This is a genomic window from Amylolactobacillus amylotrophicus DSM 20534 (assembly GCF_001434555.1).
Lineage (GTDB): Bacteria > Bacillota > Bacilli > Lactobacillales > Lactobacillaceae > Amylolactobacillus > Amylolactobacillus amylophilus.
On sequence record NZ_AZCV01000009.1, the window covers coordinates 1 to 26,536 of the forward strand.

The 26,536-nt window shown below is 43.4% G+C and carries 25 protein-coding genes and 4 tRNA genes; 23 read left to right on the top strand and 6 right to left on the bottom strand.

Annotation, left to right across the window (positions count from 1 at the left end; genetic code table 11):
• Nucleotides 1-174 precede the first annotated feature (174 nt).
• Both FC62_RS07090 and FC62_RS07095 read left to right on the top strand, forming a co-directional pair.
• Nucleotides 175-696 (top strand): FtsX-like permease family protein, encoded by a 522-nt coding sequence (locus FC62_RS07090; RefSeq protein ID WP_056946939.1) that lies wholly within the window; start codon nucleotides 175-177, stop codon nucleotides 694-696.
• 5 nt (nucleotides 697-701) lie between these two features.
• A complete protein-coding gene (locus FC62_RS07095) occupies nucleotides 702-1,097 on the top strand; it encodes a hypothetical protein (RefSeq protein WP_056946934.1) in 396 nt (131 codons plus the stop codon).
• Between the two features lie 72 nt (nucleotides 1,098-1,169).
• Here the strand turns inward: FC62_RS07095 and FC62_RS07100 are convergent, their stop codons facing one another.
• Both FC62_RS07100 and galE read right to left on the bottom strand, forming a co-directional pair.
• The gene (locus tag FC62_RS07100) at nucleotides 1,170-2,597 is read right to left on the bottom strand and encodes a UDP-glucose--hexose-1-phosphate uridylyltransferase (protein WP_056946931.1); all 1,428 of its coding nucleotides are present in this window, start codon (nucleotides 2,595-2,597) and stop codon (nucleotides 1,170-1,172) included.
• A gap of 2 nt (nucleotides 2,598-2,599) precedes the next feature.
• Nucleotides 2,600-3,589, bottom strand: coding sequence for a UDP-glucose 4-epimerase GalE (galE, locus tag FC62_RS07105; RefSeq protein ID WP_054746343.1), 990 nt, complete (start codon nucleotides 3,587-3,589; stop codon nucleotides 2,600-2,602).
• Between the two features lie 119 nt (nucleotides 3,590-3,708).
• On the opposite strand from galE, the gene FC62_RS07110 reads away from it, so the two are divergent.
• The 5 genes from FC62_RS07110 to FC62_RS07130 all read left to right on the top strand — a co-directional run bounded on the left by FC62_RS07110 (nucleotide 3,709) and on the right by FC62_RS07130 (nucleotide 6,492).
• Nucleotides 3,709-3,781 (top strand) — tRNA-Thr (locus tag FC62_RS07110).
• A gap of 193 nt (nucleotides 3,782-3,974) precedes the next feature.
• Nucleotides 3,975-5,444: a peptide MFS transporter gene (locus tag FC62_RS07115; protein ID WP_056946928.1), complete on the top strand. Its 1,470-nt coding sequence runs from the start codon at nucleotides 3,975-3,977 to the stop codon at nucleotides 5,442-5,444.
• A 3-nt stretch (nucleotides 5,445-5,447) separates the two neighbouring features.
• Entirely contained in the window at nucleotides 5,448-6,275 is an 828-nt protein-coding gene (locus FC62_RS07120; RefSeq protein ID WP_162254397.1) for a metallophosphoesterase, read from the top strand.
• Nucleotides 6,276-6,329: 54 nt separating this feature from the next.
• Nucleotides 6,330-6,410 (top strand) — tRNA-Tyr (locus FC62_RS07125).
• 10 nt (nucleotides 6,411-6,420) lie between these two features.
• A tRNA-Gln gene (locus tag FC62_RS07130) sits at nucleotides 6,421-6,492 on the top strand.
• A gap of 52 nt (nucleotides 6,493-6,544) precedes the next feature.
• Here FC62_RS07130 and FC62_RS08170 read toward each other — a convergent pair.
• A complete protein-coding gene (locus tag FC62_RS08170) occupies nucleotides 6,545-6,715 on the bottom strand; it encodes a hypothetical protein (RefSeq protein ID WP_156408178.1) in 171 nt (56 codons plus the stop codon).
• Between the two features lie 114 nt (nucleotides 6,716-6,829).
• Between FC62_RS08170 and FC62_RS07135 the strand changes: the two genes are divergently transcribed.
• Nucleotides 6,830-7,531, top strand: a complete 702-nt coding sequence (locus tag FC62_RS07135) for a GntR family transcriptional regulator (protein WP_056946921.1) — start codon at nucleotides 6,830-6,832, stop codon at nucleotides 7,529-7,531.
• A gap of 119 nt (nucleotides 7,532-7,650) precedes the next feature.
• Here the strand turns inward: FC62_RS07135 and FC62_RS07140 are convergent, their stop codons facing one another.
• Both FC62_RS07140 and tagD read right to left on the bottom strand, forming a co-directional pair.
• Nucleotides 7,651-7,863 carry a CsbD family protein gene (locus FC62_RS07140; RefSeq protein ID WP_056946917.1) on the bottom strand — a complete coding sequence of 71 codons (213 nt, stop codon included), beginning with the start codon at nucleotides 7,861-7,863 and terminating at the stop codon, nucleotides 7,651-7,653.
• A gap of 122 nt (nucleotides 7,864-7,985) precedes the next feature.
• Nucleotides 7,986-8,372 carry a glycerol-3-phosphate cytidylyltransferase gene (gene tagD, locus FC62_RS07145; RefSeq protein ID WP_056946914.1) on the bottom strand — a complete coding sequence of 129 codons (387 nt, stop codon included), beginning with the start codon at nucleotides 8,370-8,372 and terminating at the stop codon, nucleotides 7,986-7,988.
• A 147-nt stretch (nucleotides 8,373-8,519) separates the two neighbouring features.
• Here tagD and FC62_RS07150 point away from each other — a divergent pair, with 147 nt between their 5' ends.
• The 13 genes from FC62_RS07150 to FC62_RS07210 all read left to right on the top strand — a co-directional run bounded on the left by FC62_RS07150 (nucleotide 8,520) and on the right by FC62_RS07210 (nucleotide 24,729).
• A complete protein-coding gene (locus FC62_RS07150) occupies nucleotides 8,520-9,674 on the top strand; it encodes a CDP-glycerol glycerophosphotransferase family protein (protein ID WP_056946909.1) in 1,155 nt (384 codons plus the stop codon).
• A gap of 2 nt (nucleotides 9,675-9,676) precedes the next feature.
• Nucleotides 9,677-11,104, top strand: coding sequence for an oligosaccharide flippase family protein (locus tag FC62_RS07155; protein ID WP_056946906.1), 1,428 nt, complete (start codon nucleotides 9,677-9,679; stop codon nucleotides 11,102-11,104).
• Nucleotides 11,105-11,116: 12 nt separating this feature from the next.
• Nucleotides 11,117-11,842, top strand: coding sequence for a WecB/TagA/CpsF family glycosyltransferase (locus FC62_RS07160; protein WP_056946903.1), 726 nt, complete (start codon nucleotides 11,117-11,119; stop codon nucleotides 11,840-11,842).
• Nucleotides 11,839-12,939 (top strand): glycosyltransferase family 4 protein, encoded by a 1,101-nt coding sequence (locus tag FC62_RS07165; RefSeq protein ID WP_056946900.1) that lies wholly within the window; start codon nucleotides 11,839-11,841, stop codon nucleotides 12,937-12,939. The genes FC62_RS07160 and FC62_RS07165 overlap by 4 nt, the downstream gene beginning before the upstream one ends.
• 27 nt (nucleotides 12,940-12,966) lie before the next feature.
• The gene (locus tag FC62_RS07170) at nucleotides 12,967-14,958 is read left to right on the top strand and encodes a glycosyltransferase family 2 protein (RefSeq protein ID WP_056946898.1); all 1,992 of its coding nucleotides are present in this window, start codon (nucleotides 12,967-12,969) and stop codon (nucleotides 14,956-14,958) included.
• Entirely contained in the window at nucleotides 14,958-15,662 is a 705-nt protein-coding gene (locus tag FC62_RS07175) for a glycosyltransferase family 32 protein (protein ID WP_056946895.1), read from the top strand. The genes FC62_RS07170 and FC62_RS07175 overlap by 1 nt, the downstream gene beginning before the upstream one ends.
• An 82-nt stretch (nucleotides 15,663-15,744) precedes the next feature.
• A complete protein-coding gene (locus tag FC62_RS07180) occupies nucleotides 15,745-17,205 on the top strand; it encodes a nicotinate phosphoribosyltransferase (RefSeq protein WP_056946942.1) in 1,461 nt (486 codons plus the stop codon).
• Nucleotides 17,206-17,208: 3 nt separating this feature from the next.
• Nucleotides 17,209-18,027: an ammonia-dependent NAD(+) synthetase gene (gene nadE, locus FC62_RS07185; RefSeq protein ID WP_056946893.1), complete on the top strand. Its 819-nt coding sequence runs from the start codon at nucleotides 17,209-17,211 to the stop codon at nucleotides 18,025-18,027.
• A 222-nt stretch (nucleotides 18,028-18,249) separates the two neighbouring features.
• A complete protein-coding gene (locus tag FC62_RS07190; RefSeq protein WP_056946890.1) occupies nucleotides 18,250-20,928 on the top strand; it encodes a calcium-translocating P-type ATPase, PMCA-type in 2,679 nt (892 codons plus the stop codon).
• Nucleotides 20,929-21,007: 79 nt separating this feature from the next.
• The gene (locus FC62_RS07195) at nucleotides 21,008-21,463 is read left to right on the top strand and encodes a SprT family protein (protein WP_054746348.1); all 456 of its coding nucleotides are present in this window, start codon (nucleotides 21,008-21,010) and stop codon (nucleotides 21,461-21,463) included.
• A 71-nt stretch (nucleotides 21,464-21,534) separates the two neighbouring features.
• Nucleotides 21,535-21,619 (top strand) — tRNA-Leu (locus tag FC62_RS07200).
• 110 nt (nucleotides 21,620-21,729) lie between these two features.
• Nucleotides 21,730-23,940, top strand: coding sequence for a glycerophosphodiester phosphodiesterase (locus tag FC62_RS07205; RefSeq protein WP_056946888.1), 2,211 nt, complete (start codon nucleotides 21,730-21,732; stop codon nucleotides 23,938-23,940).
• Nucleotides 23,941-24,114: 174 nt separating this feature from the next.
• The gene (locus tag FC62_RS07210) at nucleotides 24,115-24,729 is read left to right on the top strand and encodes an ECF transporter S component (RefSeq protein WP_056946884.1); all 615 of its coding nucleotides are present in this window, start codon (nucleotides 24,115-24,117) and stop codon (nucleotides 24,727-24,729) included.
• Nucleotides 24,730-24,732: 3 nt separating this feature from the next.
• Here the strand turns inward: FC62_RS07210 and FC62_RS07215 are convergent, their stop codons facing one another.
• Nucleotides 24,733-25,344 carry a hypothetical protein gene (locus tag FC62_RS07215; RefSeq protein WP_056946881.1) on the bottom strand — a complete coding sequence of 204 codons (612 nt, stop codon included), beginning with the start codon at nucleotides 25,342-25,344 and terminating at the stop codon, nucleotides 24,733-24,735.
• Nucleotides 25,345-25,575: 231 nt separating this feature from the next.
• Here FC62_RS07215 and FC62_RS07220 point away from each other — a divergent pair, with 231 nt between their 5' ends.
• A complete protein-coding gene (locus FC62_RS07220) occupies nucleotides 25,576-25,776 on the top strand; it encodes a cold-shock protein (protein ID WP_054746355.1) in 201 nt (66 codons plus the stop codon).
• A gap of 63 nt (nucleotides 25,777-25,839) precedes the next feature.
• Nucleotides 25,840-26,466, top strand: coding sequence for a glycoside hydrolase family 73 protein (locus FC62_RS07225; RefSeq protein ID WP_056946878.1), 627 nt, complete (start codon nucleotides 25,840-25,842; stop codon nucleotides 26,464-26,466).
• Nucleotides 26,467-26,536: the final 70 nt, after the last annotated feature.

Here is a 26,536-nt window from a genome sequence, read left to right on the forward strand (position 1 = left end):
CGCTTGACTGTTAATCAAGATGTCGTCAGTTCGAGTCTGACATCCGGAGCTTAGGGGAGGATTAGTCGTTGACTAATCCTTTTTTGGTGGAAAAAATAGACACTCAATCTAGGTTGAGTGTTTATTTGAATTTATGCTGACTTCGTCAAGAGTGTGGGTACAGGGAAAACAGGGATGTTAATTGTGACCGATTCAAGCGCTGACGTTCCGACAGTTTCAAAACAGCTCAACAAGTTGTTTCCCAAGTACCAACAGAAGTCGCGTTATGCATTGACTCATGGTGAATTTGCTGCATCTTACAATAAGCTACTCACCATGCTAATAGTGGGTGTTCTGATTCTTACTGGTTTATTGACGTTGATTTTCGTGTTTCTTAATCGCCAGCTGATTGGTGCTAGACGGAAGGAATTGGCAATTCTTTATAGTCTGGGTTATTCGAAGACCGATGTGGTAAAAATCATTGCTGGTGGAATTATCAGCCAATTCGTGGGAATTTATTTGGGTGCTACCTTAATTGTCTACTTACTCAAAACTTTCCTATTGGATCGTTTCTCTTACGGTGCGATGTTCACCTCGCTGTACTCATTCTCAAACCAGATTGTCATTGTGATTATCATGTTGATAGCCATTCCAATTTCTGTTTTGTGGGGCGTTTCTTCCGTAAAAAAGAAAAAATTCATTGAGAGTTTGAGGTAGGGCAAATGAGGAAGAAACTTTTGATTGTTCTCGGTATTATTATACCGGCAGTTGGTGCCGTGTTCTATCTGAAAGATCGTGGTAAGACAGTGATTGCTGAGCAAAATACTGTGCTAGTTACCAGTAAAAAAACGGCCATAAAAACCGTGATTACGATTAGTTCAAGAAATAAAAAACAAGATTTAAGTACTGAGATTACCGATTCCGACCACTACACAATTTATTCAACCGGCAAAATGCCCTGGAACCGTGATGATGGAACAATAATTAAGCTAGAGTACGAATTACTATCTGATGGCACAGTGAAACGGCCAAACGGGACGATTGTCAAAGATTCTGACCACTTGAACGTTGAACTTCCGTATGCAGCTGATAAGAGTCAGCTAGTTAAACTTAGATAAATAAATTTAAAAAAGATGTGCTCATTTTTACACATCTTTTTGAGGTTAGTAATTTATAATAGGTGATACCAATTAGATACTGTTGATAAATCTTGCTAAATGTTCATTATGTGGCGAAATATCTTTGAAAACGCCGGTATTTTCTAGAATATGAGTAAAAACCAGTCCAATTTGCTGCTGCACAAAAGTATCTGGATCCTGCTCGGCCGTGTATGCTTGTTTAAGCTCTTCAGCCCACGCTTGATGGATGTTCTTCACCGCGCTTTTCTTGCCGGTGATATAGTTAGTGACCTCAGTCAATTCCGTCCTAAGACGGCCCGGTAGGATTGCCAAGCCCATTGCCTCAATCAGGCCAATATTTTCTTGCTTAATGTGTTGATATTCAGGGTGAACGTGAAAAATTCCATCAGGATAGACTGCTGATGTATTGTTGTCTCGCAAAAGAATGTAGAGGGTGTATTTTTGGCCGTTTTTGCGGACAATTGGATTAATTGAGTGATGCCAAACAGCGGCATCACGTGCCCCGATACCCAAATCCTGATCGTCAAATTGTAACCAGGCCTGCAAGATTTTGTCGGCGTAATCCACTAACTTATTCCGATTGGTGGACTCTAGCCTAATTGTCGTCACGGGCCAGTTGAGGACAGCAGCGCGAACTTCCGACTCACCAGTTGCAAAAGTGAATGCTGCCTGGGCACGTTCAAGTGGAAAGACATGCTTACCGCCCTGATAGTGTTCGTGTGCGAGCATCGAACCGCCAATAATCGGCAGTCCGGCGTTGCTACCGAGAAAATAGTGGGGGAAGATATCCACGAAGTCAAACAGGTTAACGAAAGTATCGTGATTAATCCGCATTGGTTCATGTTGCTTATCGATCACGATGACGTGCTCATTAAAGTATTCGTATGGCGAAAACTGCATTGCCCAGGGATGATTATTCAGGGTCAACCTGATTAAGCGGTGAGCACTTCGTTCCGGGTAGCCAGCACCGCCTAAATAGCCCTCATTTTGAAAGCACAGGAGACACTGCGGGTAATCTCTTTTCGGTGCTAGTTTGGCCGCGGCAATCTCTGCAGTTGTTTTCTCGGGTTTAGACAGGTTGATTGTGAGTTCCAATTCACCGTAAACTGAGGGCTCGGTGAATTGAATGTTTCTTGCTATGTCGGCTACTTTGAGGTAATCGCTGGCCACTGACAGGTGATGGAAATAATCTGTAGCGGCACTTGGACCGTTTGCCTGGTATTCGGACCAGAATTGGCGGTTAACGGCACTCGGTACGGGTGTGTATAAATCTAATAATTGAGCAACCTGGACTTCATTTGTGGCCAATTTCTGTGCGGTTTGGAGCGCAGAAAAAGACACAGGTACTGTGAGCTCCCGTGCTTCATCTTGAACGATCGTCAGTACTTTGTTGGCTAAGTATGTCTGATCAATTTCTTCAAATTGATGGTTATTTACAATAATTAAAGAAGCCAGATGTTCAACTGCATTTACGTTCAAAGCTAGTCTCCATATCCATTTGGGTGTTTCTGGTGCCACTGCCAGGCGCTGCTAATGATCGTATCGATTTGCTCGTAACGAGGTGTCCATTCGAGGATTTCACGCGCCTTTTTGCTCATTGCTACAAGCGAATCAGGATCACCGCCGCGTCGAGCACCAATTTCGTAAGGAATATTCACTCCGGTAACCTTGATGGCACTCTGTAGAATTTCTAGGTTAGAGAAACCATTTGAGGAGCCCAGGTTAAAGACGTTACTTGGATTCCCGGCCTGTAAGTACTTCATCGCCGCGATATGGGCATCGATGAGGTCGAGGACGTGGACGTAATCACGTACGTTTGTGCCATCCTTCGTGTTGTAGTCGTTACCGAAAATGGTAATCCGATTCCGGTTACCAAGTGCGGTATCTAGGATGATTGGAATCAAGTGAGTCTCTGGGTGGTGCGCTTCGCCGATTGAACCGTCGAGCTTAGCGCCAGCAACGTTAAAGTAGCGGAGTGCGACGAATTTGATGCCATAGGCCTGGTCAGCCCAACCCATGATTTTCTCCATCATCAGCTTGCTCTCGCCGTATGGATTGATTGGATTAGTTGGTGATGATTCCGTAATTGGTAATTCTTTGGGTACACCATACGTTGCGGCCGTGGAGGAGAAGACTATTTGATTCACACCATGGTTCTTCATAACTTCAAGGAGGTTGACCAATCCCGCCGTATTGTTTTTGAAATACTTAAGGGGCTTAGTCATTGATTCGGATACAAGTGAGAACGCGGCAAAGTGCATGACGGTCTCGATCTCTTCCTGCTCGAAGACGTTATTCAAGAATTGTTCATCTAAAATATCGCCCTTGTAAAATTTGGCCTGCTTGTTCACTGCTGCTCTATGTCCTGTGACTAAAGAATCAACAACGACGGTATCGTATCCTTCATTAACAAGTGTATCTACTGCGTGGGAACCAATGTAGCCGGCGCCACCAAGTACTAAAATACTCATAAATTATTCCTTTCGATTTCTCTAAATGTAGTTCCATTCTACCACATAATTTAATATATTAAGTAAAAAAAATATGTTTGGAATTTCTTGCGCTATTTGCTATAATGATTGTTGTTCTTGCCGTCTTAGCTCAGTTGGTAGAGCATCGGTATCGTAAACCGAGGGTCACAAGTTCGAATCTTGCAGACGGCATATTAACTATAACTTAAAAACACCCAGTAAGCGCAATACTATGCGGTTGTTGGGTGTTTTTTAAGCGTTTATAAATTGGAAAAATGCCAAATTTTTAGAAAGAAATTATAGAAAATTGAAACTGGTTTGCGGGATAGAGGAATGTTTGTTAAACTTTCTAACCTGTACGATATCAAAATGGTGGTAGTAAATTATGAAAAATGAAAAAGTAAAAACTTTTCTAGGGCATCCGTTAGGTCTGAGAACCTTATTTATGACGGAATTCTGGGAGAGATTTAGTTATTATGGTATGCGTGCTATCCTGTTGTACTACATGTACGATGCGATGGCAAACGGTGGCCTTGGAATTGATAAGGCGACAGCTGGTTCAATTATGGCCATCTATGGCTCGATGGTCTATCTGACGTCGGTCATTGGCGGGTTCGTCAGTGATCGAATTCTTGGCAGCAGAAGAACTGTCTTTTGGGGTGGTATTGCCATCATGATTGGTCATATCATTCTCTCGATGCCGCTGGGCTTCGCCGGACTACTGTGGTCGATTGCCTTCATCATTATCGGTACCGGCCTCTTGAAGCCAAACGTCTCTAACATGGTAGGTCACCTGTACGGTGAGAATGATTCACGGCGGGACTCTGGCTTCAGTATCTTCGTCATGGGAATCAACCTTGGTTCATTCATTGCCCCACTGGTTGTCGGAGCGATGAAGGGTGCATACGGGTACCATGCCGGTTTCTCACTTGCCGCAATTGGGATGGCTGTGGGACTAATCTTCTATGTCATAGATTCGAAGAAACAATTTAACAAAGAGGACGACAAGGCTCCCGATCCGATTCTAAAAGCCGAGCTCAAAAACATTGTGGTGCGGGTAGTGATTGCCTTAGTTGTGGTGGTCGTAATCATTGTGTTGATGGCGGTAACGAACACATTGACGATTGACAATATCGTTGCTGGACTAAGTATCATTGCAATTGTGATTCCGATTTTTTACTTTGCACAGATGCTAACCAGCCCGAAAACAAACAAAGAGGATCGCTCACGAGTGCTCGCGTATATTCCGCTGTTTATTGCAGCTGTAGCCTTCTGGGCTATCGAGGAATCGAGCTCGGTTGTGCTCGCGTTCTTTGCGAAAGACAACACGCGAATTCTGCATATTTTCGGTTACACGGTTGACCCAAGTCAATATCAATCATTGAATCCGCTCTTCATCATCTTCCTCTCTCCTATTTTTGCATGGCTCTGGATCAAGCTTGGTAAAAAACAACCGAGTTCACCAATGAAATTCGTAATCGGGCTGATTTTCACCGCGGCATCATACATGATTATGGCCGTGCCGATGATTGGCCGAAGTGAGGATGTGCGTGTAAGTGGCCTCTGGCTTGTGGCCAGCTTCTTCTTGGTGGTGATTGGGGAGATGCTCGTCTCACCGGTAGGCCTTTCGGTGACGACAAAACTGGCGCCAAGGGCATTTAGCTCGCAGATGATGGGGATGTGGTTCCTAGCTGATGCGGTGGCTCAGGCGATCAATTCACAGATTATTCGCTTCTATCATGAAGGGAACATTGCAAACTACTTTATCTACGGCGGAATTATCGCGCTTGTGTTATCATTAATTATGTTCATGTTGAAGGGCAGGATTTCTAGGCTCATGGCTGGAGTGAAATAATTGGTGAGAATTGCTTTTGCAAGCGACTTACACTTCGATGTAAATCAGCTTGACGCGAAAAAGTTAATCCAACAACAAATCGACTTCTTGAACAGACAAGAAGTCGATTATTTTTTTGTGACTGGCGATACCTTCAATGACTTCAACAAAACACTTGAATATTTTGAGCAATTCAACAACTTGGCGCGTAATACCAAGGCCTACTTTATTGCTGGAAATCACGATATGGTTCGCGGCGTCAAATACTACCAACTGGAGGAGCCACAGTCGAAATACTATCTCCACCACAAGACGTTATTGATCCCTGATACAAACTTTGCCATAGTGGGGAATAACGGTTGGTATGATTATAGCTTTGCTAAGACCCGGCTTAATTTGACTGATAATGATTACTACCATTTCAAGCAGACATACTGGGTTGACGCGGTAATCGATGCCCCGCTATCCGACCGGGAGCGTTTTGACCGCACCCTGGCACAGATAGAAGAGTCGATTGAGCAGGTCCAGGCTGTGGGGCAATCTAATAGGCACATTATTTTGTTAACGCACTTTGTGCCAAGGCTGGAGTTTATCAAGTTCACTGACTATGAGAAGTGGAACATTTCCACCGCGATGCTCGGCGGAGTCGGGCTGGGTGAGCTGATTGATCGTTATCAACTGGACTACGTTGATTTCGGTCACTTGCATATCCGCACACCAGACACGCAGATCGGGCAGACGACATACCTCCATCAACCGCTTGGCTATCGTACCAAACGCAGGCATGAGTGGGAGAACGCTGACTTTATGACGGAGTTTATGCAGACCACTAAAATAATAGAAATTAACTAAAAACGCTTGATTTTTGGCTGTGGTTTAGCTATGATATTTAGGTGCTAAAGTTATGGAGGAGTAGCGAAGTGGCTAAACGCGGCGGACTGTAAATCCGCTCCTTCGGGTTCGGTGGTTCGAATCCACTCTCCTCCATTTGTATTATTGGGTTATAGCCAAGCGGTAAGGCAACGGACTTTGACTCCGTTATGCGATGGTTCGAATCCATCTAACCCAACTAAATAAAGACAGCTAGGGTAATTCCTAGCTGTCTTTTCATATTGTTGAAACTAGCTGAGTAGTTCACGGTGATAGCCACCGTAGCCGACTGAAGTGAATGCTGGGTTGTCCTCGACATCCTTGATGGCCGTGACGAGCGCGTCTTCGGCCGTGGCCCCATGACTGAGAGCGCAAGCTGCTTTCTTGACGCCTTCTTCGGCAATTTGCCACGTTGCAATCATAAAATAACTCGTAATTAAACCTCCCTGATTGGACTGATTTCAATCTTGTTGGTGGAGTGGTAAATTTTTCCTTTTTGGTCTAGTTGACGTATAATCTTTTTAAGGAGTGATCATATGCAAGAGCCAATGTATATCCAAATACACAACAAAATAAAAAAAGACATTGAAAATAAGAAGTGGTTGGTTGGCGAACGAATACCAGCAGAACGCCAATTAGCCATTGATTTCAATGTTAGCAGAATGACCCTTAGGCAAGCAATCAAAACTTTAGAAGATGAGGGCATTTTAGAGCGGCGTTTGGGCTCTGGCACGTATGTTGCTAACCAAAAAGTGCAGGAAAAAGTAAGTGGTATAATGGGCTTTACCGAAATGATGACCGCACAGGGGAAAAAACCAGCTAGTCAAACCATCTCATTTCGGATGGTGCAACCTTCCCTGAGTGAAAAGGAAAAGCTCGAACTAGGGGATGAGGAAGAGGTTCTCCGGATGGAACGTGTGCGATTCGCCGACGGCGTGCCTATTTGCTATGAGATAGCTAGCGTACCACGTTCCTTGGTCAACAACTATACCAGAGAAGAGATTACGTCCTCTCTGTATCAAGTCCTCGAGAATAAAGGTAAGGTAAATTTCGGCCACGTAGAGCAGCGGATTGGTGCGTCAATTGCAAATGAAGAGACAGCCCGTTTGTTGGATATTAAGAAGGGGGAGGCCGTCGTGACTAGGCGACAAGTTTCACACCTCGATACCGAGCAGCCATTTGAATATGTACGGGCTCAGTATGTTGCCGAACGATTTGAATTTATCTTCGAAAATTAAAAAAACTTCAGTCAGCACATACGTTTGAAAACGCATGTAGTAGCCTGAAGTTTTTTTCTTGCAAATTTTGAGGTCTTACTAGGGGGGTATATCTTAATGAGCAAGCAAATGGTACTTAGTTATTTTTTGTGCTCTTCATCGTCAGGAGTAAGGAGGTCCTTCGCCTTCTCAACTGTTTCTGTCACCTTTTCTTTTGCTTTACCAAGTAACTCTTCTGCTTTACCTTGGTTCTCGCGCGTCTTATCACCGGTCAGCTTACCTTCTGCTTGCTTGAGGTTACCGGTAATTTTTTCTTTTGTACCATAGTCTTTCGTGTCGTGATCTCTATTCATTTCTGTCTCCTTTAAATAATTAATTTGAATACAATTTAATTATATTAAGGATAAACGGACAAGTATATCATAACGACTTTATTTAAAAAAAACCGGGATAAATTATCCCGGTTTACTTAATTTTATTTCAAATCCTCTTTGATTTTAGTTGTGGAGATTCCGGATGTACGTGGGAGGTACACCACTTCACAATAGTCCTTAAGAAAGTCAAATTGACCTTGCCAATCATCACCCATGACGAACGTATCGATGTCGTATTTCTGGACATCTTTGACCTTTTGATCCCAGTCGTTCTCGGGAATTACTTCGTCAACGTACTTGATGGCTTCCAGAATATATTTGCGGTGTTCGTATGAATTATAAGCCTCTTTGTGTTTCTTGAACTCGTTGAATTCATCCGTTGATAGCCCCACGATTAGGTAGTCACCCATTTCTTTTGCGCGCTTTAACAGGCGAACATGGCCCCAGTGTAAGAGATCAAATGTACCGTAAGTAATTACTTTTTTCATTAATATTCTCCTTTGTCAGGACTATTGTAGCAAATAACCTTGAGAACTTCCTGAAGAATTAGATAAAAAATCAAATTTCGTACAATATTTAGATAAAGATTTGATATGATAAACTAGATTAATTTCGTGGAATACTGAAGGTTACTGATGAAAAACTTTTTATTTAAACTATACCTAGGCTGTATCAAACTGGTCTTACAGTTTACAAAAACTGATGCAAATAAATATGTCATTTTAAATGGTGCCGGTCGTTCTGGGTCTAACGGCTTTTTATTTTACAAATATTTGCGGGAAAACCATCCGGAAATTTCCGTTGAGCTGGTCGAGCCGTTTCCGACAACCCACCTTTCCTTTAAAACTTGGCAGAGTATTTCCCGGGCAAAGTTCATCTTTGTGACACATGAGCCATTTAAAATCAAGCGGAATCAGATTTGTGTGGAGCTGTGGCATGGTATCCCACTGAAGCGCATGGGCTTCATGGCAAAGAATACTAATCCCACTAATAACTTGAAGACGATGAAGACATGGGCCAAGGAGGCTGACTACGTCGCCTCCAGCTCTGCGCTATACGAGAGTCTAATGTCCGCCTGTGTTGGTATCAGTGATGATAAATATCTGCGTGTGGGATTTCCAAGAATCGATGCGCTCTACGGTCAAGCAGATGAGCTTTCTGAGGCTATCATTGAACAGCTCTTTGACGCTCCCAAAGTAAATAAACAGACCAAACTAGGCATTTACATGCCAACATTTAGATTCGAATTAGAGAACGAGTCAGTGATGCAAGAAATTAGTGCGGGGAACTTTCTCGCCGTCTCCGACTTTGACCTCCAGCAACTAAACGCTTTTCTACAACAGCATAACCAATTCCTGCTTGTGCGACTCCATCCTTATGAACAGAAATTCATGAAGCAAGAACTCAGGCTCTCGAATATTGCAGTCTTAGAGGATGCTTATTTAGTAGAGCATGAGTTAGACTTGTACGAAATTCTGCGCGTGACAGACTACTTGATTACCGATTTCTCCTCAGTCTACTTTGACTATCTCCACTTGAATAAACCAGTTTATTTCCTTGCGAACCATCTTAATGAATATCTAGCGAAACGAGGAATTTTGCTCGATCCGTATGAGAAGGTGACGCCTGGCGTGAAGGTCACCTCACAAACCGAGCTCGAGCAGGCCATGGTGTCTGATGATCACTGTGCAGCTAAACGTACGGAATGCTTAGAACTCAGCTACTCTATTCCCAAAAACGCGAATAGTCAGCGGCTGTTTGACCAATTAATCGAAGTGAAGGGGGATTAAGTGTGCGTAAAACTTTAGTTAATATTTTCTACAATGCCGTCTACCAGATTTTTCTGGTCTTAGTCCCACTAATAACGGTCCCTTATATTTCTCGTGTGATGGGTCCAGGACCATACGGTGTCTATAGTTCGGTTAAATTTACGATTCAATTCCTGATGGTATTCTGCTCTGCGGCGATTGGTTACATCGGTACGAGAACCATTGCTCGCTTGCGTGCTAAAGGCTCAACTAAGGAAATGACCGCAGCTTTTTGGGGACTATGGTATATTCAGGCTATTGCAAGTCTGGTCATGATTATTTTGACTGTTGTATTTGTGACGGTTTTTAAAATCAAATATTGGAATTATTTCTACCTGCAAATTCCGTTTTTGATCTCCGCGATGTTTGATATTGCCTGGTTCTTTCAGGGCGTGGAAGAGTTTGGTCGAGTGGTACTCAGAAATACGATTGTCAAATTATCATCTGTGATTCTGATCTTCCTCTTGGTGAAAAGACCAGGAGACCTGTGGATTTATATGTTAATAATGTCGGTTAGCACGATGATTGGTAGCTTTGTCTTTTGGGTTTCAATCAGTCAATATGTCGGGCGACCAACCAAAAGTTTCTACCAACTGAAGCCCACAATCGCTTCGATTATCACCTTGTTGATTCCACAAATTGCCACCCAGGTGTATACGTCGTTAGATAAACCAATACTGGGTGCATTTGTAAGCCCAAACCAGGTCTCGTTTTATGACAATTCCCAACGCATATCGACGATGATTCTCGGAGTTATTACCTCCATTACAATTGTGATGATGCCGAAGATGGCCAGTACTGGTGAGCAATTTCAAAAGTTCTTCGTCAAAAAATCGTATGAAGCAACACTATTTCTGGGGCTGATTTTTGCAATAGTTGTAGCAATTAATACGCATGAATTCGTGCCGTTCTTTTTTGGTCCCAGATACGAACCGGTCGCACAACTAATGATGTTCTCCACACTAACGATTATTTTTATCCCTGTTGGGGGCGTGTTTGCCAATCAGTTTGCGCTGGCAACAAAACGTGATAAGGATTATGCCATTCCGGTAGTTGTTGGCGCAGTTCTAAGTCTAGCTCTCAGTTTTATCCTCTACCCTAAATTTGGTGCTGCTGGTGCCACGGCAACCGTAGTAACAACCGAGTTTATCGTCTGTTTAATGCGGATTTGGATTGTGCGTGATGCACTTGACTTTAGTTACATCTTTAACGAGACACCCAAATATATAATAATGGCACTAATTACACTTGTGGTCGGATTCCTGCTGCCACAACTGGTTGGTAATGCCTTCTTTGATATGGCAATTAAGTCAATTATTGTCATGATTGTTTATGGTGGATTGTTCTTCTTACTCAAATTTGACCTGAATCAAGATGTGTTAAAATTGGCTAAGAGAATGATCAAACGTTAATAGGTGGAGAATATGAATAAAGTTACAGTACTTGGCGTGGATTTTGATAATAAATCAATGAGTGAATTTCAAAATACCTTTATCGAGCGACTGAATAATCGGCAATCCACGTTCATCGTGACGGCAAATCCAGAAATTGTGATGGTGGCGCAGGATGATCCGGATTTTATGGCAACCATTAAGAGGGCTGATTATGTGACTGCCGATGGGATAGGGATCGTGAAAGCTGGCAAGATGTTGCACACACCCCTAAAGGAACGTGTGGCTGGATTTGACCTGTTTATGTGGTTCCTAAACGTGGCGGAGAAGAGAGGAAGTCGGGTCTACCTAATTGGTGCACAACCGGAAGTCATTACGTGCGTGCGGGAGAAGTTGACACTTGATTACCCAAGCATTGAACTCGTCGGTGCAAGAGATGGTTATTTCAAAGAAGATTTGAACGAAATTGCAAATGAGATAGCGGCTACAGAACCTGAAATGGTGTTTGTTGCATTGGGGTTCCCCCGTCAGGAGCAATTGATTGATCTCATGCGAATTAATGGTGTTCCGGCCATGATGATGGGTGTGGGTGGAAGCTTCGATGTCCTTGCTGGCGCCGCTAAGCGAGCACCAAAACTGATGCAGGACCTCCATTTGGAATGGTTTTATCGCTTAATCAAAAATCCGTCGCGGTTCAAGCGTATGCTGGTTTTGCCCAAATTCGTGCTTGAGGTTAAGAAACGCGGTGACGGAGAATGAGAATATTACATATAAACGCAGGCCTCGAACAGGGCGGCGGTCTTTTTCACATAGTCAACTTATTGAAGGTCGCAAGACTTGAACAGCAGGATTTTACCTTGCTAACATTTGCTGATGGACCGGTCGCGGCAGAGGCACGTAAGGTTGGTGCTAAAGTAGACGTATTGGGAATTGATAGTCGGTATGATCTTAGACTACTGCAGAAACTGAAGCGATACATCAATAAGGGTAATTTTGACATCGTTCACACACATGGTGCTCGTGCCAATCTGTTCATGTCCATGATTAGCGGTCAAATACCTGCTAAGTGGGTCATCACGGTGCACAGTGATCCAACGAAGGATTTCGGCGGCCGGGGGTTTGTCGGGCGAGTTTTTACTAAACTGAACCTCCGCAGTCTTAGGAAGGCGGATAGATTATTAGCCGTCACCAAAAACTTCAAGAATCTCTTGGTCCAGCAGGTTCAAGTCGATCCTGCACATATTAGCGTGATTTATAACGGTATTTTTTTCGATCAAGATGAGAAAAAGCAGCTACAGCACGCGGGATTTAACATAATCAATGTTGCAAGAATGGAGCCGATCAAGGGACAAATGCTCCTACTCCAGGCGCTTTCTGAGTTGAAGTTAGCAGACCTCAAGTTGCACTTTGTGGGCGATGGCAGTGCGTTGCAGGAACTAAAAGAGTATGTGAAGGCTCACGGAATGAACGAGAACGTCGTTTTTCATGGTTTTCTACCACAATCAGCAATCAATGATTTATACCAAACGATGGATCTGGCGGTGTTAACTTCTTACTCGGAGAGTTTTCCCCTTGTGCTCCTCGAGGCCGCAAACGCTGAGGTACCTATTCTGTCAACGAACGTTGGTGACATCGAAAAGATGATACCAGATGAACAACACGGCTTCGTAGCCTCGATTGGCGATGGCGGTTCCATCAAAAACGCAATTTTAAAGGCTTATTCAATCCACCAAGAACAACCAAGCACCCTTAATGAGATGGCGCAAATTGAGAAATCATACCTGAGCGCCAATTTTTCGATGGTGCAGCAACTAAACTCGATTGAGAGTATTTACCGCGTACTACTTAACAACTAAGTTGGGTTTTGAAAGGGAATTTTTTAAATGGGTAGACAGACACAAAACTTTAGTTACTTTAAGCAGGTACCAATTGTCATCTTCTTTGCGCTACAACCAATTGCTTTAGGGCTGATTGCAAAAAACGCTGGGGCCAACAGCAATTTAGCTATTTTCTATACCAGCTTAGCGGCCATAATTGGTGTGCTATTGTTTTTAAAGTCAATTGGGAGCGACTTTAGGCTCAAGTTAATCAAAGTGGTCAACTGGCTAGTAATTACATCGTTCACTACGCTAGTCTATCTTGACCTCACTAGTGCTGCAGCGGCTGCGGATTTTCTGACCCCGTTAGTTTTGGCATCTGGAATCACGAGTATTTATTTGCTGCAGCAACAGTTCAATGCTCGACAGGTATTAATTTTTATTTTAACCCTTGTTAATGTACTGTTAGTGGGGAATCCTGTGGCGAGTGTCTTGTTTGTTTGTGATGGCTTGATTGCAATAGGCGCCAGCTTCTACAGGCGAAGAGCCACGGGGCAAATCAATGTTCAAACGACCGTAATCTTGATTATTGCTTTTGTTGGTCTGAGGCTTGACGTGACCGGATTGAAGTTGCTTCAGCCCGAGTTGAATGATTACGTGATAATCTTATACTATTTGGTCGTGTTATTTGCCGGGGTTTATTGGACAAAACAGCTCAAAATCAAGACTAACGGTAACTACTGGCTCATTGCTGGGACCTTGACAGCAAATCTAATTATTGTGCAACTCTCGCTCCAATATGCAGGAATTCTGAACCCGTTAAACGTCGTGGCTGCCGCATTTATTTCTTGGCACCTCTTTCTTTTTGAAGGTGTGCGTGTCGGCGATGATGTCAGCGGTATTCCGCGGGTCTCTGTACTCATGCCCACATATAACAGTGCGAACACGATTGAAGCATCACTTGATTCATTGTTGATGCAGGACTATTCCGATTTCGAAGTAATCGTGATTGACGATGGCTCGACCGATGCCACCCGATCCGTCGTTGAAAGGTATCAGGCCAATCACCCTCAAATGGCGCTTACCTACGTATATCAAGCAAATGCGGATCAACTTGATGCGCTCATGAATGGCCTTGAACTAGTTACTGGTGCTGTGACATACATACTTCATTCTGATGATCTACTTTATAATGAACGGGTGCTCACCGGCGGGGTAGAGGCGCTGCAGCACATTGGCGTTGCGGGAGTCTTCCCCGACTTTGAGGTAGTTGACAATCACCTGGCGCGAATCAAGGTCAATCGTGTTAAGCCATTTGTTGGTGGCAAGTCTACTATTGTCAAAACGGGGCTCCAATTTGGGCGTAATCCGTACAGCGACTTTGCCTTTTGGCGGACCAATATTTTCAGGCAGCAAGTTGCCTCAAATTACTTGGCGAACAATATGGTTGCCTGGTACGATTTTGAGCAGAACGTCCCTTTGAATATGGTTAACTTAAATATCATTGGGTTCAAGTATCGGATCCACGAGGGTAATTATCTGAATTCCACGGATGGCTCGGTCAATGTGCTTAGTGGGGAGCTCCGCACTTTGACACATGTTCTTGCGCGGCACAGGATACCGGCGTTTAAGCTACAATCACTAGTGTTTCGGGCATTCAATAAATTTAAGCTAGATAGCTTAATTCCAGTCATTAGCTTTAGCGGTCAGACAGAGCCGGCCGAGATTGTGGAGCAGGTAATTAAATTACGTGTACCGGAAATCAACCACCCATACCTCCGGACCATACTTGATTTCTTCAGGAATAGGAATAATCAAAAGCAGGCTGAACTGGTGGTACCTGAGGATCTACGAATCTTTAGGGGTGGAGAAATTAGACTATTTAACCGGCAGCTAGCTAGTGGTTCGTTGCCAGATTTCTATCATCAACTGATGGAATTACTTGCAGCTGGCACAACGACTATCACCGTGGCTAGCGCAAGTTCTGCTACCAAGATTACGCAATTATTAGAATTTTTCTGTGTCCGCGATTATGTCAAAGTTGAGGTGATTAAATAATGATTCCAAAGAAGATACATTACGTTTGGGTTGGGGGGAATGAGAAACCTGCCGCCATCCAGCAATGCATGGCAACCTGGCGCAAACAACTGTCTGATTACGAGATAATCGAGTGGAATGAGGATAACTTCGATCTGAAGCAGAATAAGTATATTAGGCAGGCCTATGAAGCAAAGAAGTGGGCTTTTGTCAGTGATTATATCCGTGCTAGTGTCGTGTACGAGTATGGCGGTATCTATTTGGATACGGATGTCTTAGTCTTAGACGACTTGAATAAACTGCGAGAAAATCGGGCTTTCGTGGGCTTTGAGAACGCTCAGTACCCATTTACCGCCACGTTCGGTGCGGAGCCGCACCATCCGCTGGTAAAGGATATGGTCGATTATTTCAATGAGCTAGACTTTGAGTTTGATACTAGTCAACAGATGGCTGGCGTCAATACAGTCAGCGTTTCCGATATTCTCATTGATAAATACCATTGCCTCCCGAATAATCAGGAGCAGTTACTTGAAACGGGCATTCACGTTTATCCGGACAATATTTTGTGTAACCCAAGCGCGGAGTCTAGCACAATTCACGTCTTTACCGGTACCTGGATGGAAGGTAAAAAGTCCTTGAAACGTCAGTTGGTTACTAAATTTAAATTACACATTAAGACCAAGAGGCAGGCTTCATTGTATGCCAGAATTTTTGGTCGTGGCTGATAGTTCGGATACTTGGACTATCTTTTTTTGTGAGATTAGTTATACTAAATATGTAAAAAACTTTGATAATCGAGGACAAACCATGATTCGGAAGACTGAAGATTCGTTAATTTTACATACTGACCTTTATCAATTAAATATGATGTATACCTACTTCAAAGAGGGCATCCATAACAGGCATGCCGTATTTGAATGTTATTTCAGAAATATTCCATTCAAAAATGGCTACGCGATTTTCGCCGGGCTGGACCACTCTATTGAATACCTCAGCAGCTTGAAATTTGCTGAGAGTGACTTGCAGTACCTAAAGGATACTCAGGGCTACGACGATGACTTTCTCTCTTACCTCAGAGACTTTGACTTTAGTTGTACAGTCAACTCTGCAGTTGAGGGTGAGATTGTGTACAACAACGAACCAATCTTTCAAGTTGAGGGTCCATTAGCCGAATGTCAGCTAGTTGAGACCGCATTACTCAATATCATCAACTTCCAGACGTTGATTGCAACGAAGGCGTCCCGAATTAAGTCTGCTGTGGGTGACGATATCGTGATGGAGTTCGGTACACGACGGGCTCAAGAGACGGAGGCGGCAATTTGGGGAACTAGGGCTGCCTACATTGCGGGTTTCGACTCTACGAGTAACGTCCGCGCCGGCAAGAGATTTGGTATTCCCGTCAGCGGTACGCATGCACATTCTCTGGTCCAGGCCTATCGGGATGAGTACAAGGCATTCAAGGCGTATGCAGAAACTCATCGCGATTGCGTCTTTCTGGTTGATACGTATGACACGTTGAAGAGTGGCGTGCCAACAGCAATTAAGGTTGCTAATGAGATGGGTGACAAAATCAATTTTGTCGGCGTTCGGATTGATTCTGGCGACATGGCATACATCTCGAAAAAGATTCGTAAGCAACTTGACGAGGCTGGTTATCAAAATACCAAGATTTTTGCATCAAACGATCTTGACGAACAAACCATTACCAATTTAAAGATGCAGGATGCGAAGATTAATGCGTGGGGTGTAGGAACCAAGCTGATTACGGCTTTCGATCAACCAGCGCTTGGTGCTGTTTATAAACTGGTAGCGATTGAAGATGAACATGGCCAGATGGAGGATACGTTGAAACTTTCTAGCAATGCCGAGAAGGTGACAACACCGGGTAAGAAGCAGGTTTGGCGTATCACAAATAACGATAAGGACAACAAGTCTGAGGGCGATTGGGTAAGCCTTGCCAGTGAGAATCCGCGCAGTTATGATTCGCTATTTATGTTTCATCCGCAATATACCTACATCAATAAGGTCGTCAAAAACTACACTGCTCGGCCAATTTTACAAACCATATTCCAGCAGGGAGAATTAGTGTATCAGGTACCTACGCTTGAGGAGACCCGTGAGTACAGCCGGATTCAATTGGATAGTTTATGGGACGAGTACAAACGCGATTTGAATCCGCAGGAATATCCGGTTGATTTGTCCCAGAAGCTGTATGATCACAAGATGACGTTGATTCATGAAATTCGTGAGAAGTATTCAAGGGAGTAGAAAATGCGTGAATTGCAGAAAGAAATTATCGAGTTAGAGAGAACTAAGCCAACGATTGAACCGGAACATGAAGTGCGTCGTTCTGTAGATTTTCTGAAGGATTATCTACAGCAGAATCCAGGCTTGAAGACTTATGTCCTAGGAATTTCTGGGGGTCAGGATTCGACTTTAGCTGGTAAATTAGCCCAGATGGCGATTAGCGAGCTGCGAACAGAAACTGGTGCTAAGGATTACCAATTTGTGGCGGTTCGGTTACCATACGGCGAACAAGCTGACGAGCAAGACGCACTAGATGCAATCAAGTTCATCCAGGCAGACATGACGATGGTTGTGAATATCAAACCGAGCGTCGATGCTCTGGTGGAAGCTGTCACTCAAGATTCCCTTGTAATTTCAGATTTCAATAAAGGAAACATTAAAGCGCGGGCTCGGATGGTGGCGCAATATGCGATTGCTGGTCAGATGCACGGTGCTGTTATTGGCACCGATCACGCCGCTGAAAATGTGACGGGCTTCTTTACGAAATATGGTGATGGTGGTGCTGATTTACTTCCCCTGGCTGGGCTCAATAAGCGCCAGGGCAAGGCATTGCTGAGTTATCTTAAGGCTCCTAGTCATCTGTACGAAAAAAAACCAACAGCAGATCTAGAGGAGAAGAAGCCACTGCTGCCTGACGAGGAAGCATTAGGCGTAACCTACGATCAGATTGACGACTACCTTGAGGGTAGGAGAATTAACGGGTTAGCGGCGGAAAAGATCGAACAGCTTTATCTGAAGTCAGAGCACAAGCGGCATCTGCCTGTGACGCCTTTTGAGCGGTAAAAATCTGGCTAATTGCAAATTGTCAAAAGGTTAAGCTTGCATAATTTAGTTAATTTATTTTATAATAGTTTTATCCATAAGGGAGTAACTTGCAGAATAATGTGATAAGTTCATCAACCGGAGATATTCTGGGCTTATCTTAATTAGTGAGACTTATGTGCGGATTATTTTCGTGCGTAAGTCTTTTTTCTTAAGTTATCAATTTTAATATCGGAGGAACAAATGGACGTTAAAAAACGGATTTATGCTCAAACCAATAACGAGATTATGGAGCAGTTTGCCACTACAAATCGTGGCTTAACTAACGCTGAAGTACAGGAGCGGCTAGCTAAGTATGGTCCAAACGCCTTGGAAGCTGGTAAGAAAAAGACTATGCTCCAAAGGTTTTTAGATCAATTTAAGGATTTCATGATCATCGTATTGATGGCTGCTGCACTGATTTCTGGGTTAGTAGCACAGGAATGGGCCGACTCAGCGCTCATTATGTTGGTTGTGATTATCAATGCTATCCTCGGTGTTTTCCAAGAATCAAAGGCTGAGGAAGCGATTGATGCATTAAAGAAGATGTCAACACCAGACGCCCGTGTACGCCGCGACGGGGCAATCGTGTCCATCCCGAGTGACCAATTGGTTCCGGGTGATTTGGTGCTCCTGGAGGCTGGTGACGTTGTACCGGCAGATATGCGTCTGATCGACGTGGCTTCGCTCAAGATTGAGGAGTCAGCTCTGACTGGTGAATCCGTCCCGGTCGAGAAGAGTAATGAGACCTTGAACGACGAAGATGTTCCTCTGGGGGACCGGATTAACATGGGTTACATGAATAGTAATGTAACCTATGGCCGTGCAGAAGGTATCGTCACTGGTACGGGAATGCAGACTGAGGTTGGTCAAATTGCCCACATGATTAATCAGGCCGACGAGACCACAACGCCACTCCAAATGAATTTAAATTCGCTTGGTAAAACTTTGACAATCTTAATTCTGATTGTTGCTGCTTTGATTTTTGGAATTGGAATATTAAACAACCCACAAGGCTTACCAATGAACGAGTTGATCATGAATATGTTCTTGGTTGCTATTTCATTGGCCGTGGCTGCGATTCCGGAAGGGTTACCAGCCATTGTTACGATCATTTTGGCACTTGGGACACAGAAGATGGCCAAGGAAAATGCACTAGTGCGTAAACTGCCAGCTGTAGAAACTTTAGGTAGCACCGACATTATCGCTTCTGACAAAACCGGTACGTTGACGATGAACCAGATGACGGTGGAGAAGATGTACTACCAAGGTGTGCTCAGGGATGCTGATGCCGATATCGATTCAGATAACAAAGCGCTGGTAGTAATGAGTTTAGCTAACGACACTAAGATTCAAAATGATGGGAACCTGTTAGGCGACCCAACAGAGACCGCGCTCATTCAATATGGTTTTGACCACGATTTCGACGTGCGCAATCTGTTGAAGAAGCAGCCACGTGTGCAAGAAGTGCCATTCGACTCGGAGAGAAAGCTGATGTCGACGGTCCACGAGCAGGCAGACGGTAGATATCTTGTGGCCGTCAAAGGTGCGCCGGACGAGTTGTTGAAACGCATTACTACTGTAGAAATCAACGGTGAGCTTTCACCAATCACGGACGAGCAGCGGGACAATATTCTGCAAACTAATGAGGACATGGCTAAGCAAGCATTACGTGTACTAGCAATGGCTTACAAGACGATCGATGAGCGTGTGCTGGTTGCAGACAGTGAAAGCTTAGAAAATAACCTTGTGTTTGCCGGACTTGTTGGGATGATTGATCCACAAAGACCAGAAGCTGCCCAGGCTGTTAAAGAGGCTAAACAAGCGGGTATTCGGCCAATGATGATCACTGGTGACCACCAAATTACTGCCGAGGCTATAGCCGTGCGGCTAGGGATTATCGAGGCAGGTGATGATGACGCAGTCATTACCGGTGCTCAGCTTGATGCGATGGATGATGCTACTTTTGACCAACGCGTAGGTGAATTCTCAGTCTATGCGCGTGTCTCACCGGAACATAAGGTAAGAATCGTTAAGGCATGGCAGAAGCGCGGTAAGGTTGTTGCCATGACAGGTGATGGCGTCAACGATGCGCCAGCTCTTAAAACATCAGATATTGGTATTGGGATGGGTATTACCGGAACCGAGGTATCGAAGGGTGCTAGTGATATGGTGCTTGCGGATGATAACTTTGCCACAATTGTGCTTGCTGTGAAGGAAGGTCGTAAGGTCTTCGCAAATATTCAAAAAGCCATTCAATATCTGATGTCGGCGAACCTGGGTGAGGTATTAACACTATTCTTTATGACCATTCTTGGTTGGGATATTTTAGCTCCTGTCCAATTACTTTGGATTAACCTGGTAACTGATACCTTTCCTGCCATTGCTCTTGGTGTTGAGCCAATTGAACCTGGCATAATGCAGCGCAAGCCAAGAGGAAGAAAGTCTAATTTCTTCTCCGGCGGCGTAGCCTCATCGATCTTCTACCAAGGAATTATTGAGGGTGCATTAACGCTGGGAGTTTATCTGATTGGTTTACACGTTGGCCCGCATGTGAGTGATCCTGCATTACAGCATGCTGATGCATTAACGATGGCTTATGTAACTTTAGGCCTGATCCAGTTATTCCACGCATTTAACGTGAAATCGGTGCATCAATCGTTATTCAAGATTCACCCATTTGCAAACAAGATGTTCAACTTGGCAATCGCGGTATCCTTTGTCTTATTAGCAGTGACCATTGTGGTTCCTGGTTTCAATGGCTTATTCCACGTAACGCCACTTGACCCAATTCAGTGGGCGATTGTCATTGCGGCGGGTATTTCAATGCTAATCATTGTTGAAGTTGTTAAATTTGTGCAACGTAAGATGGGTAAGAATTAATTTGGGCCAGAAGATGTATAATAATTAATTAAAAAACAAAACGACCTGCGGGTCGTTTTTTAGTGGGGGATGATTAGTAGTGACTCAGCAAGAATTACAGCAACTGGTTGAGCAAATCTCACTCGAATATTTTAAACGGCCGTTTCGCCACCGAGTCGTGATCAATCACCGTTTCAAGACCACTGGTGGTCGCTATCACTTGGCAGACCACCATCTTGAGTTTAATCCTGCATTTCTGACAGCCGAGCTGCGAACAGATTTAATTGGCATTGTAAAGCACGAACTGACCCATTACCATTTACATCTCTTACACCGTGGATACCGTCACCAAGACCGGGATTTCAAGGTTTTACTACAACAAGTCGGTGGGAGCCGCTTTGCGCTAGACGTCGGCAATCGGCGGCCGCAAGCGAAGAAATTTCACTATATCTGTACTAACTGTGGGCAGCAATACCACAGAGTAAAAAGAATAGATACAAGGAGATATCGTTGTGGTGTGTGCAGTGGTATACTAAAAATAACAACGAAAATGTAATTAACTTTCTTTCGATTTTGGTGAAAATAGGCTTGAAAAGAATATCTATCTCTGATAAACTTTTCAAGTACGCGGGCGTGGCGGAATGGCAGACGCGCAAGATTAAGGATCTTGTGATCAATTACGATCGTGGAAGTTCGAGTCTTCTCGCCCGCATAAAGAAAGTTGATTCTTTGGGTAAATCTTCCCATGACAATATGACAGATAGTGTCATATCCGTTGTGAGAAGTTTTTTGTTTTCAATTATTTTTTTGGAGGAATAGATAATGAAAAACAAACTAATTGCTGGGATTTCTGCTGTTATTTTTAGTCTTGCTATTGGTGTTATACAGGCTGAACCAGTAGATGCTGCGGTAAATCAAGATTTATTCGTCGTAGCCGGTCACCGTGGAGCAATGGGGGAAGCGGCGCAGCAAACACTTGCTGGATTTGATCGCGCCGTTTCTGAGGGTGTTGATGCGCTAGAATTTGATATTCAGTTTACGGCTGATAATGTAATGGTCATCAGTCATAATCCAACAACATGTGAAATTTTTAATCAGAATTTAAATATCAGAAATAGTACACTTGCGCAGTTGCGCCGACTGAGATACAAGGCATCTCCATATGAGACAATCCATACTGTTGAAGAAATTTTTCAGCGTTACCATTCAAATCCCACCTTAGGTTATGTACTTGAATTGAAGACTGTAGTTCAAAACCAAGAGAGAATGCTAATCAACTTAATTAATAAGTATGGTCTCGCATCGCGGGTCATCGTTGAGAGTTTTCAGCCATTGTCATTAAGTAGAGTTAAACAAATTGCTCCTAATATCCTGACGCTTCAGTTGACAGCATCTCAGCCGACTCTAACGGATTATTTACGTGAATCACATGATGAGTTCTTCGGTATTCCCGATACAATGGCAACGGCCAACAATTTATCACTGATTAGTAGTTTTCGTAAAAAAATAATGGCTTGGGATATATCGGCGAACGGGAGTGATCTATCGTCTGCGAGCGTAGCATCACTACCTATTCAGGGAGGAATTGTTAACTTCCCCGCTCAGGCAAAGCAGGCGTTAGAGGGCAGTATCAGTGTTAATGCCGCTAGACAAAATGTAAATCAACAGGTGGTGCACGTGAATACGCATGAGGACATTTGGCTTTGGAACAATCCTGAAAACCCAACAGTTAGAACACAGAAAATTGCCGGAAACACAAATTGGCGAGTAACTGCAATGAAGTTAGTTGACGGGGTAATCTGGTATCAACTCGCGACGAACGCATGGGTTAATGGTAAGTATACCGGTCCCCAAACGCCTACCCTTACCAATGTTCCCAAGGTGGTTAAGGTTACTACTAGGGGTACGGCATGGCTCTTCAGTGATCCAGTAAATCCTAACGTTCATGTATCAACGGTTAACGGTGGATCTAATTTTAAGGTGGTTAGCTACAAGCTTGTTGATGGTCTATATTGGTATGATTTGGGTCGTAATGAATGGATTAGTAGTCAATATGTTGTTCCAACTTCTTTTGGTGAAAAAATCAATTCTACGCCAACGGAAGTAACCATTATAACGAAACCTGTCAACAGACAAACGAAGATTACCAGTAAAATTTTAAAAGTCCATGTGCCATCTGAAATCTGGCTTTGGAGTAATCCGACTACAAATGCTACACATGTCAAATCCGTTTCGTTGAATAGTCGTTGGAAAATCGTTACAACCCATAAAGTGGGTAATACAACATGGTACAACTTGGGCCGCAATGAATGGATAAATGGCCAGTATGCTGTTGTTGAGAGTGACAATGTTTTACGTGCTACTAAGGATACCGGAGTTGTTTTATGGAGTGATCCAACAGTTCTGACAACTAAGAAACAAGTTGTATCGTTCAGTAGCAGCTGGAAGATTGTGGGTACGAAGAATGTAAATGGTATGTACTGGTACAACTTGGGCATGAATGAGTGGATTAGTGGTCAGTATGCACAGCAGGTAAACTCAGGGGTTGATACCGATGCCGAGGCAGCTGAACCAACCAATAAGCCAGCTCAAACAACAGAGCCAGAGAAGACTGAACCAGAAATAAGTAGACCCGTAGCGAAAAAGATTGTTACAATCAAGAATCCTACTGATATCTGGCTCATTGGTAACCCAGGAGTCAAGCCAATTCATACAAATACTGTTCAATATGGTACACTCTGGAAAATTGTAGAGATAAAGCAAGTAAATGGGATAACCTGGTACAACTTAGGCCGTAACGAATGGATTAGTAGTCAAAACGCACAGATTGTTAACTTTGCTGGCGGGAAAGCTTTAAAAGTTGTTAAACCGGGCCAGGCATGGCTCTGGAATAATCCAACGAGCCCAACTCAACGTACTCTATCGGTTAATATTGGCAGTCAATATATCGTTGGTGAAACTAAAAGAGCTGGTGGGTTAACGTGGTACGAACTTGGTATTAATAATTGGATAAGCAGCCGAGAAGCAGAGTAATAATGCTTTAAATAGCTATAAATATAACGATATTTAGACTAATATAAATGGCGGATAGTTCCGCCATTTTTTGTTTTAACTTAAAGATGATAGTGCAGGATTGACATCAATTAGTGAAATAGTTTAAATTAAGTCAACTAATGTCAACTAATATAGAAGTAGCAAGGTACAAAAATGCGTAATCAGAACACATTCAACCTAACTTTAATCGCAATCTTTACCGCAATTATTTTCTTACAGGCATTCGTGCCGAATCTTGGCTATATCGTGATTGTTCCCACTTTACCCGCAATTACCACTATCGTACTGACGGTCTCCATTGGTGGTAGCCTGCTGGGCCCATGCCAGGGAGCGATTCTGGGACTTATCTGGGGGCTGATTTCACTCTACATGGCATACACGAGAGCGACTGATCCGATCACACTCTTACTTTTTCAAAATCCGGTGATTGCTGTTGTACCGCGAGCACTCGTGGGCGTTTTATCCGGCTTGGTTGCACAGGCATTAAAAAAAGGCAAATACCAAAAATTAGGTTTAAGCCTTAGTGGAGTCGTCGGCGCGTTGACCAACACCTTGTTTGTAATTCTGCTCAGCTCGCTTTTTTATCTGGGCAATCCTGATAAGCTGACCACGCAGCTCGGGAACATTAACCAGGGGAATCCGTTAATCGTTATCCTCTTAATCGCACTTGGGTTAAATGGTGTACTTGAGGCGCTTGCTGGCGCAGTTGTGACGCCAATCATTGTTGCACCCTTGCGGAGAGTATTGGGGCATTTTAGAAACAGGTAGTAGCTATTTAAGCGACTTAACCAGACTTGCTGCGTTGTTTTTACTCCGAACCGCATTAACCTGCCAAATTTCTATTTGCTGCGTTAGCGCGCCATAGTATTGGGTTGTGGACTCCACAGCAGCTTTCAAATCGGACCTATCAGGTTGACCATTTTTGTATAAATCAGTGACGCGTTGTTCAGTTTCCTTCGCCTTGTCCAAGTATTTCATAAAGGTTTCGTGATCGAGAGTGGTAATATCCTGGCTCTGCGTCAACCGATTTAGACGACTTATTGGAAAGTTTTTATTATCTTGCTTCACTGTATTTTTAAAAGTAGCACTTAGCTCTGCTTGAGCTTTGTTAAGTTTTGTGAGTTCGGCGACTGTAGCGTCGCGGGCCTCTAGACTGACATTTAACTCATCTAAGTCTGAGTCGGGTACCAGTTGGTCATAGAGCGCAACGGTCGCCTCAAGCTCCTTGCTGAGGCGCGATAGTGCAGTGTCTTGTCTGTGGCTATTCTGTTCGAATATTTGACTCTCCTTAATCAGCTGTGTCTTCGTGGTAATTCCGGCATTACTACATCCTGCAAGCAAAAAGGTGCCAACTAATAAAAAAATAAAAAAAGTTTTTCTCATAACAATCCCCTACTTTCAGCTATTATCATACCATAGAGCATTAGCTAGTCATTTATTTTTACACCTATTCCTTGTTATTATCGAATTTATGTGCTAATATTCTAATTGTATTTGTGAGTGGTAATAACTGGTTGTAAATTGGTTTTTCTAGTAAGACTTTCTTCTTCCACACGTACCAAGCATTAATTACACATATTATATTTAAGATTCCTTAAGGAGGAAGTTTTTACTATGGAAAACGGCACAGTTAAATGGTTTAACGCAGAAAAAGGCTATGGCTTTATCACTCGTCAAGATGGCAGCGATGTATTCGTACATTTCTCAGCTATCCAAGGTGACGGCTACAAGTCTCTTGAAGAAGGTCAAGCAGTTTCATTCGATATCGAAGAAAGCGATCGCGGACCTCAAGCAGTTAACGTTAACAAACAATAATTTTTAATTATGTTTTGGTCAGCCTTTGGGCTGGCCTTTTTTTTAAATAGAGGAGCTAAGTTTGTGGCTAGAAAATACACCAATCAAAAGAAACTTGTCAAATATCTCAAGCTTTTTCTGGTTGCGTTAAGCCTGATTGTACTTGTTGCATTTGGCTTTTACCTTAAGGAACGCCATGATGAGGATGTTGCCATTCGCCAAGCAGAACTCGCTAAACAAAAAATACTGCAGCAAAAATTAGATTTCATCAATGAAGTTGCGCCCATTGCGCAAAAGATTAACAAACAGTACGGTATTTATGCCAGCGTCACGATCGCCCAGGCTGCACTTGAGAGTGACTTTGGCCGGAGTGTGCTTGCCGCTAAGTACCATAATTTATTTGGCGTGAAGGGCTCTGATTTGAGCAATACAAAGGAACTCGAGACAAAGGAGTATCTGAACGGCAGTTGGGTTACCATTAAGGACCGCTTTCGGGTCTACTCGTCCATTGAAGAGTCGATTACCGATCATTCACTATTGTTCGTAAATGGCACTACCTGGAACAATAATCAGTATGAACATGTACTGGCGGCTGACTCTCCGGCTAGTGCTGCTAAAGCCCTAGAACAGGACGGTTATGCAACTGATCCAACTTATGCACAGAAATTAATCGAACTAATTAAACAGTATAATCTAACAAAATATGACTAGTTTGTTCACATTTTGCGTTTTTTTTGTTATGATACTTACAATCGTTGTTTGTAAAAAAAGTGGAAAAGGT

Coding starts and splice junctions, on each gene's coding strand:
- tagD (WP_056946914.1), bottom strand. CDS start 8,372: ATGAAAAAAGTAATTACTTACGGTACATTTGATCTCTTACACTGGGGC.
- FC62_RS07150 (WP_056946909.1), top strand. CDS start 8,520: ATGAAAAACTTTTTATTTAAACTATACCTAGGCTGTATCAAACTGGTC.
- FC62_RS07210 (WP_056946884.1), top strand. CDS start 24,115: ATGCGTAATCAGAACACATTCAACCTAACTTTAATCGCAATCTTTACC.
- FC62_RS07190 (WP_056946890.1), top strand. CDS start 18,250: ATGGACGTTAAAAAACGGATTTATGCTCAAACCAATAACGAGATTATG.
- FC62_RS07095 (WP_056946934.1), top strand. CDS start 702: ATGAGGAAGAAACTTTTGATTGTTCTCGGTATTATTATACCGGCAGTT.
- FC62_RS07115 (WP_056946928.1), top strand. CDS start 3,975: ATGAAAAATGAAAAAGTAAAAACTTTTCTAGGGCATCCGTTAGGTCTG.
- FC62_RS07140 (WP_056946917.1), bottom strand. CDS start 7,863: ATGAATAGAGATCACGACACGAAAGACTATGGTACAAAAGAAAAAATT.
- FC62_RS07175 (WP_056946895.1), top strand. CDS start 14,958: ATGATTCCAAAGAAGATACATTACGTTTGGGTTGGGGGGAATGAGAAA.
- FC62_RS07160 (WP_056946903.1), top strand. CDS start 11,117: ATGAATAAAGTTACAGTACTTGGCGTGGATTTTGATAATAAATCAATG.
- FC62_RS07090 (WP_056946939.1), top strand. CDS start 175: ATGTTAATTGTGACCGATTCAAGCGCTGACGTTCCGACAGTTTCAAAA.
- FC62_RS07165 (WP_056946900.1), top strand. CDS start 11,839: ATGAGAATATTACATATAAACGCAGGCCTCGAACAGGGCGGCGGTCTT.
- FC62_RS07220 (WP_054746355.1), top strand. CDS start 25,576: ATGGAAAACGGCACAGTTAAATGGTTTAACGCAGAAAAAGGCTATGGC.
- nadE (WP_056946893.1), top strand. CDS start 17,209: ATGCGTGAATTGCAGAAAGAAATTATCGAGTTAGAGAGAACTAAGCCA.
- FC62_RS07170 (WP_056946898.1), top strand. CDS start 12,967: ATGGGTAGACAGACACAAAACTTTAGTTACTTTAAGCAGGTACCAATT.
- galE (WP_054746343.1), bottom strand. CDS start 3,589: ATGAGTATTTTAGTACTTGGTGGCGCCGGCTACATTGGTTCCCACGCA.
- FC62_RS07135 (WP_056946921.1), top strand. CDS start 6,830: ATGCAAGAGCCAATGTATATCCAAATACACAACAAAATAAAAAAAGAC.
- FC62_RS07205 (WP_056946888.1), top strand. CDS start 21,730: ATGAAAAACAAACTAATTGCTGGGATTTCTGCTGTTATTTTTAGTCTT.
- FC62_RS08170 (WP_156408178.1), bottom strand. CDS start 6,715: ATGATTGCAACGTGGCAAATTGCCGAAGAAGGCGTCAAGAAAGCAGCT.
- FC62_RS07180 (WP_056946942.1), top strand. CDS start 15,745: ATGATTCGGAAGACTGAAGATTCGTTAATTTTACATACTGACCTTTAT.
- FC62_RS07215 (WP_056946881.1), bottom strand. CDS start 25,344: ATGAGAAAAACTTTTTTTATTTTTTTATTAGTTGGCACCTTTTTGCTT.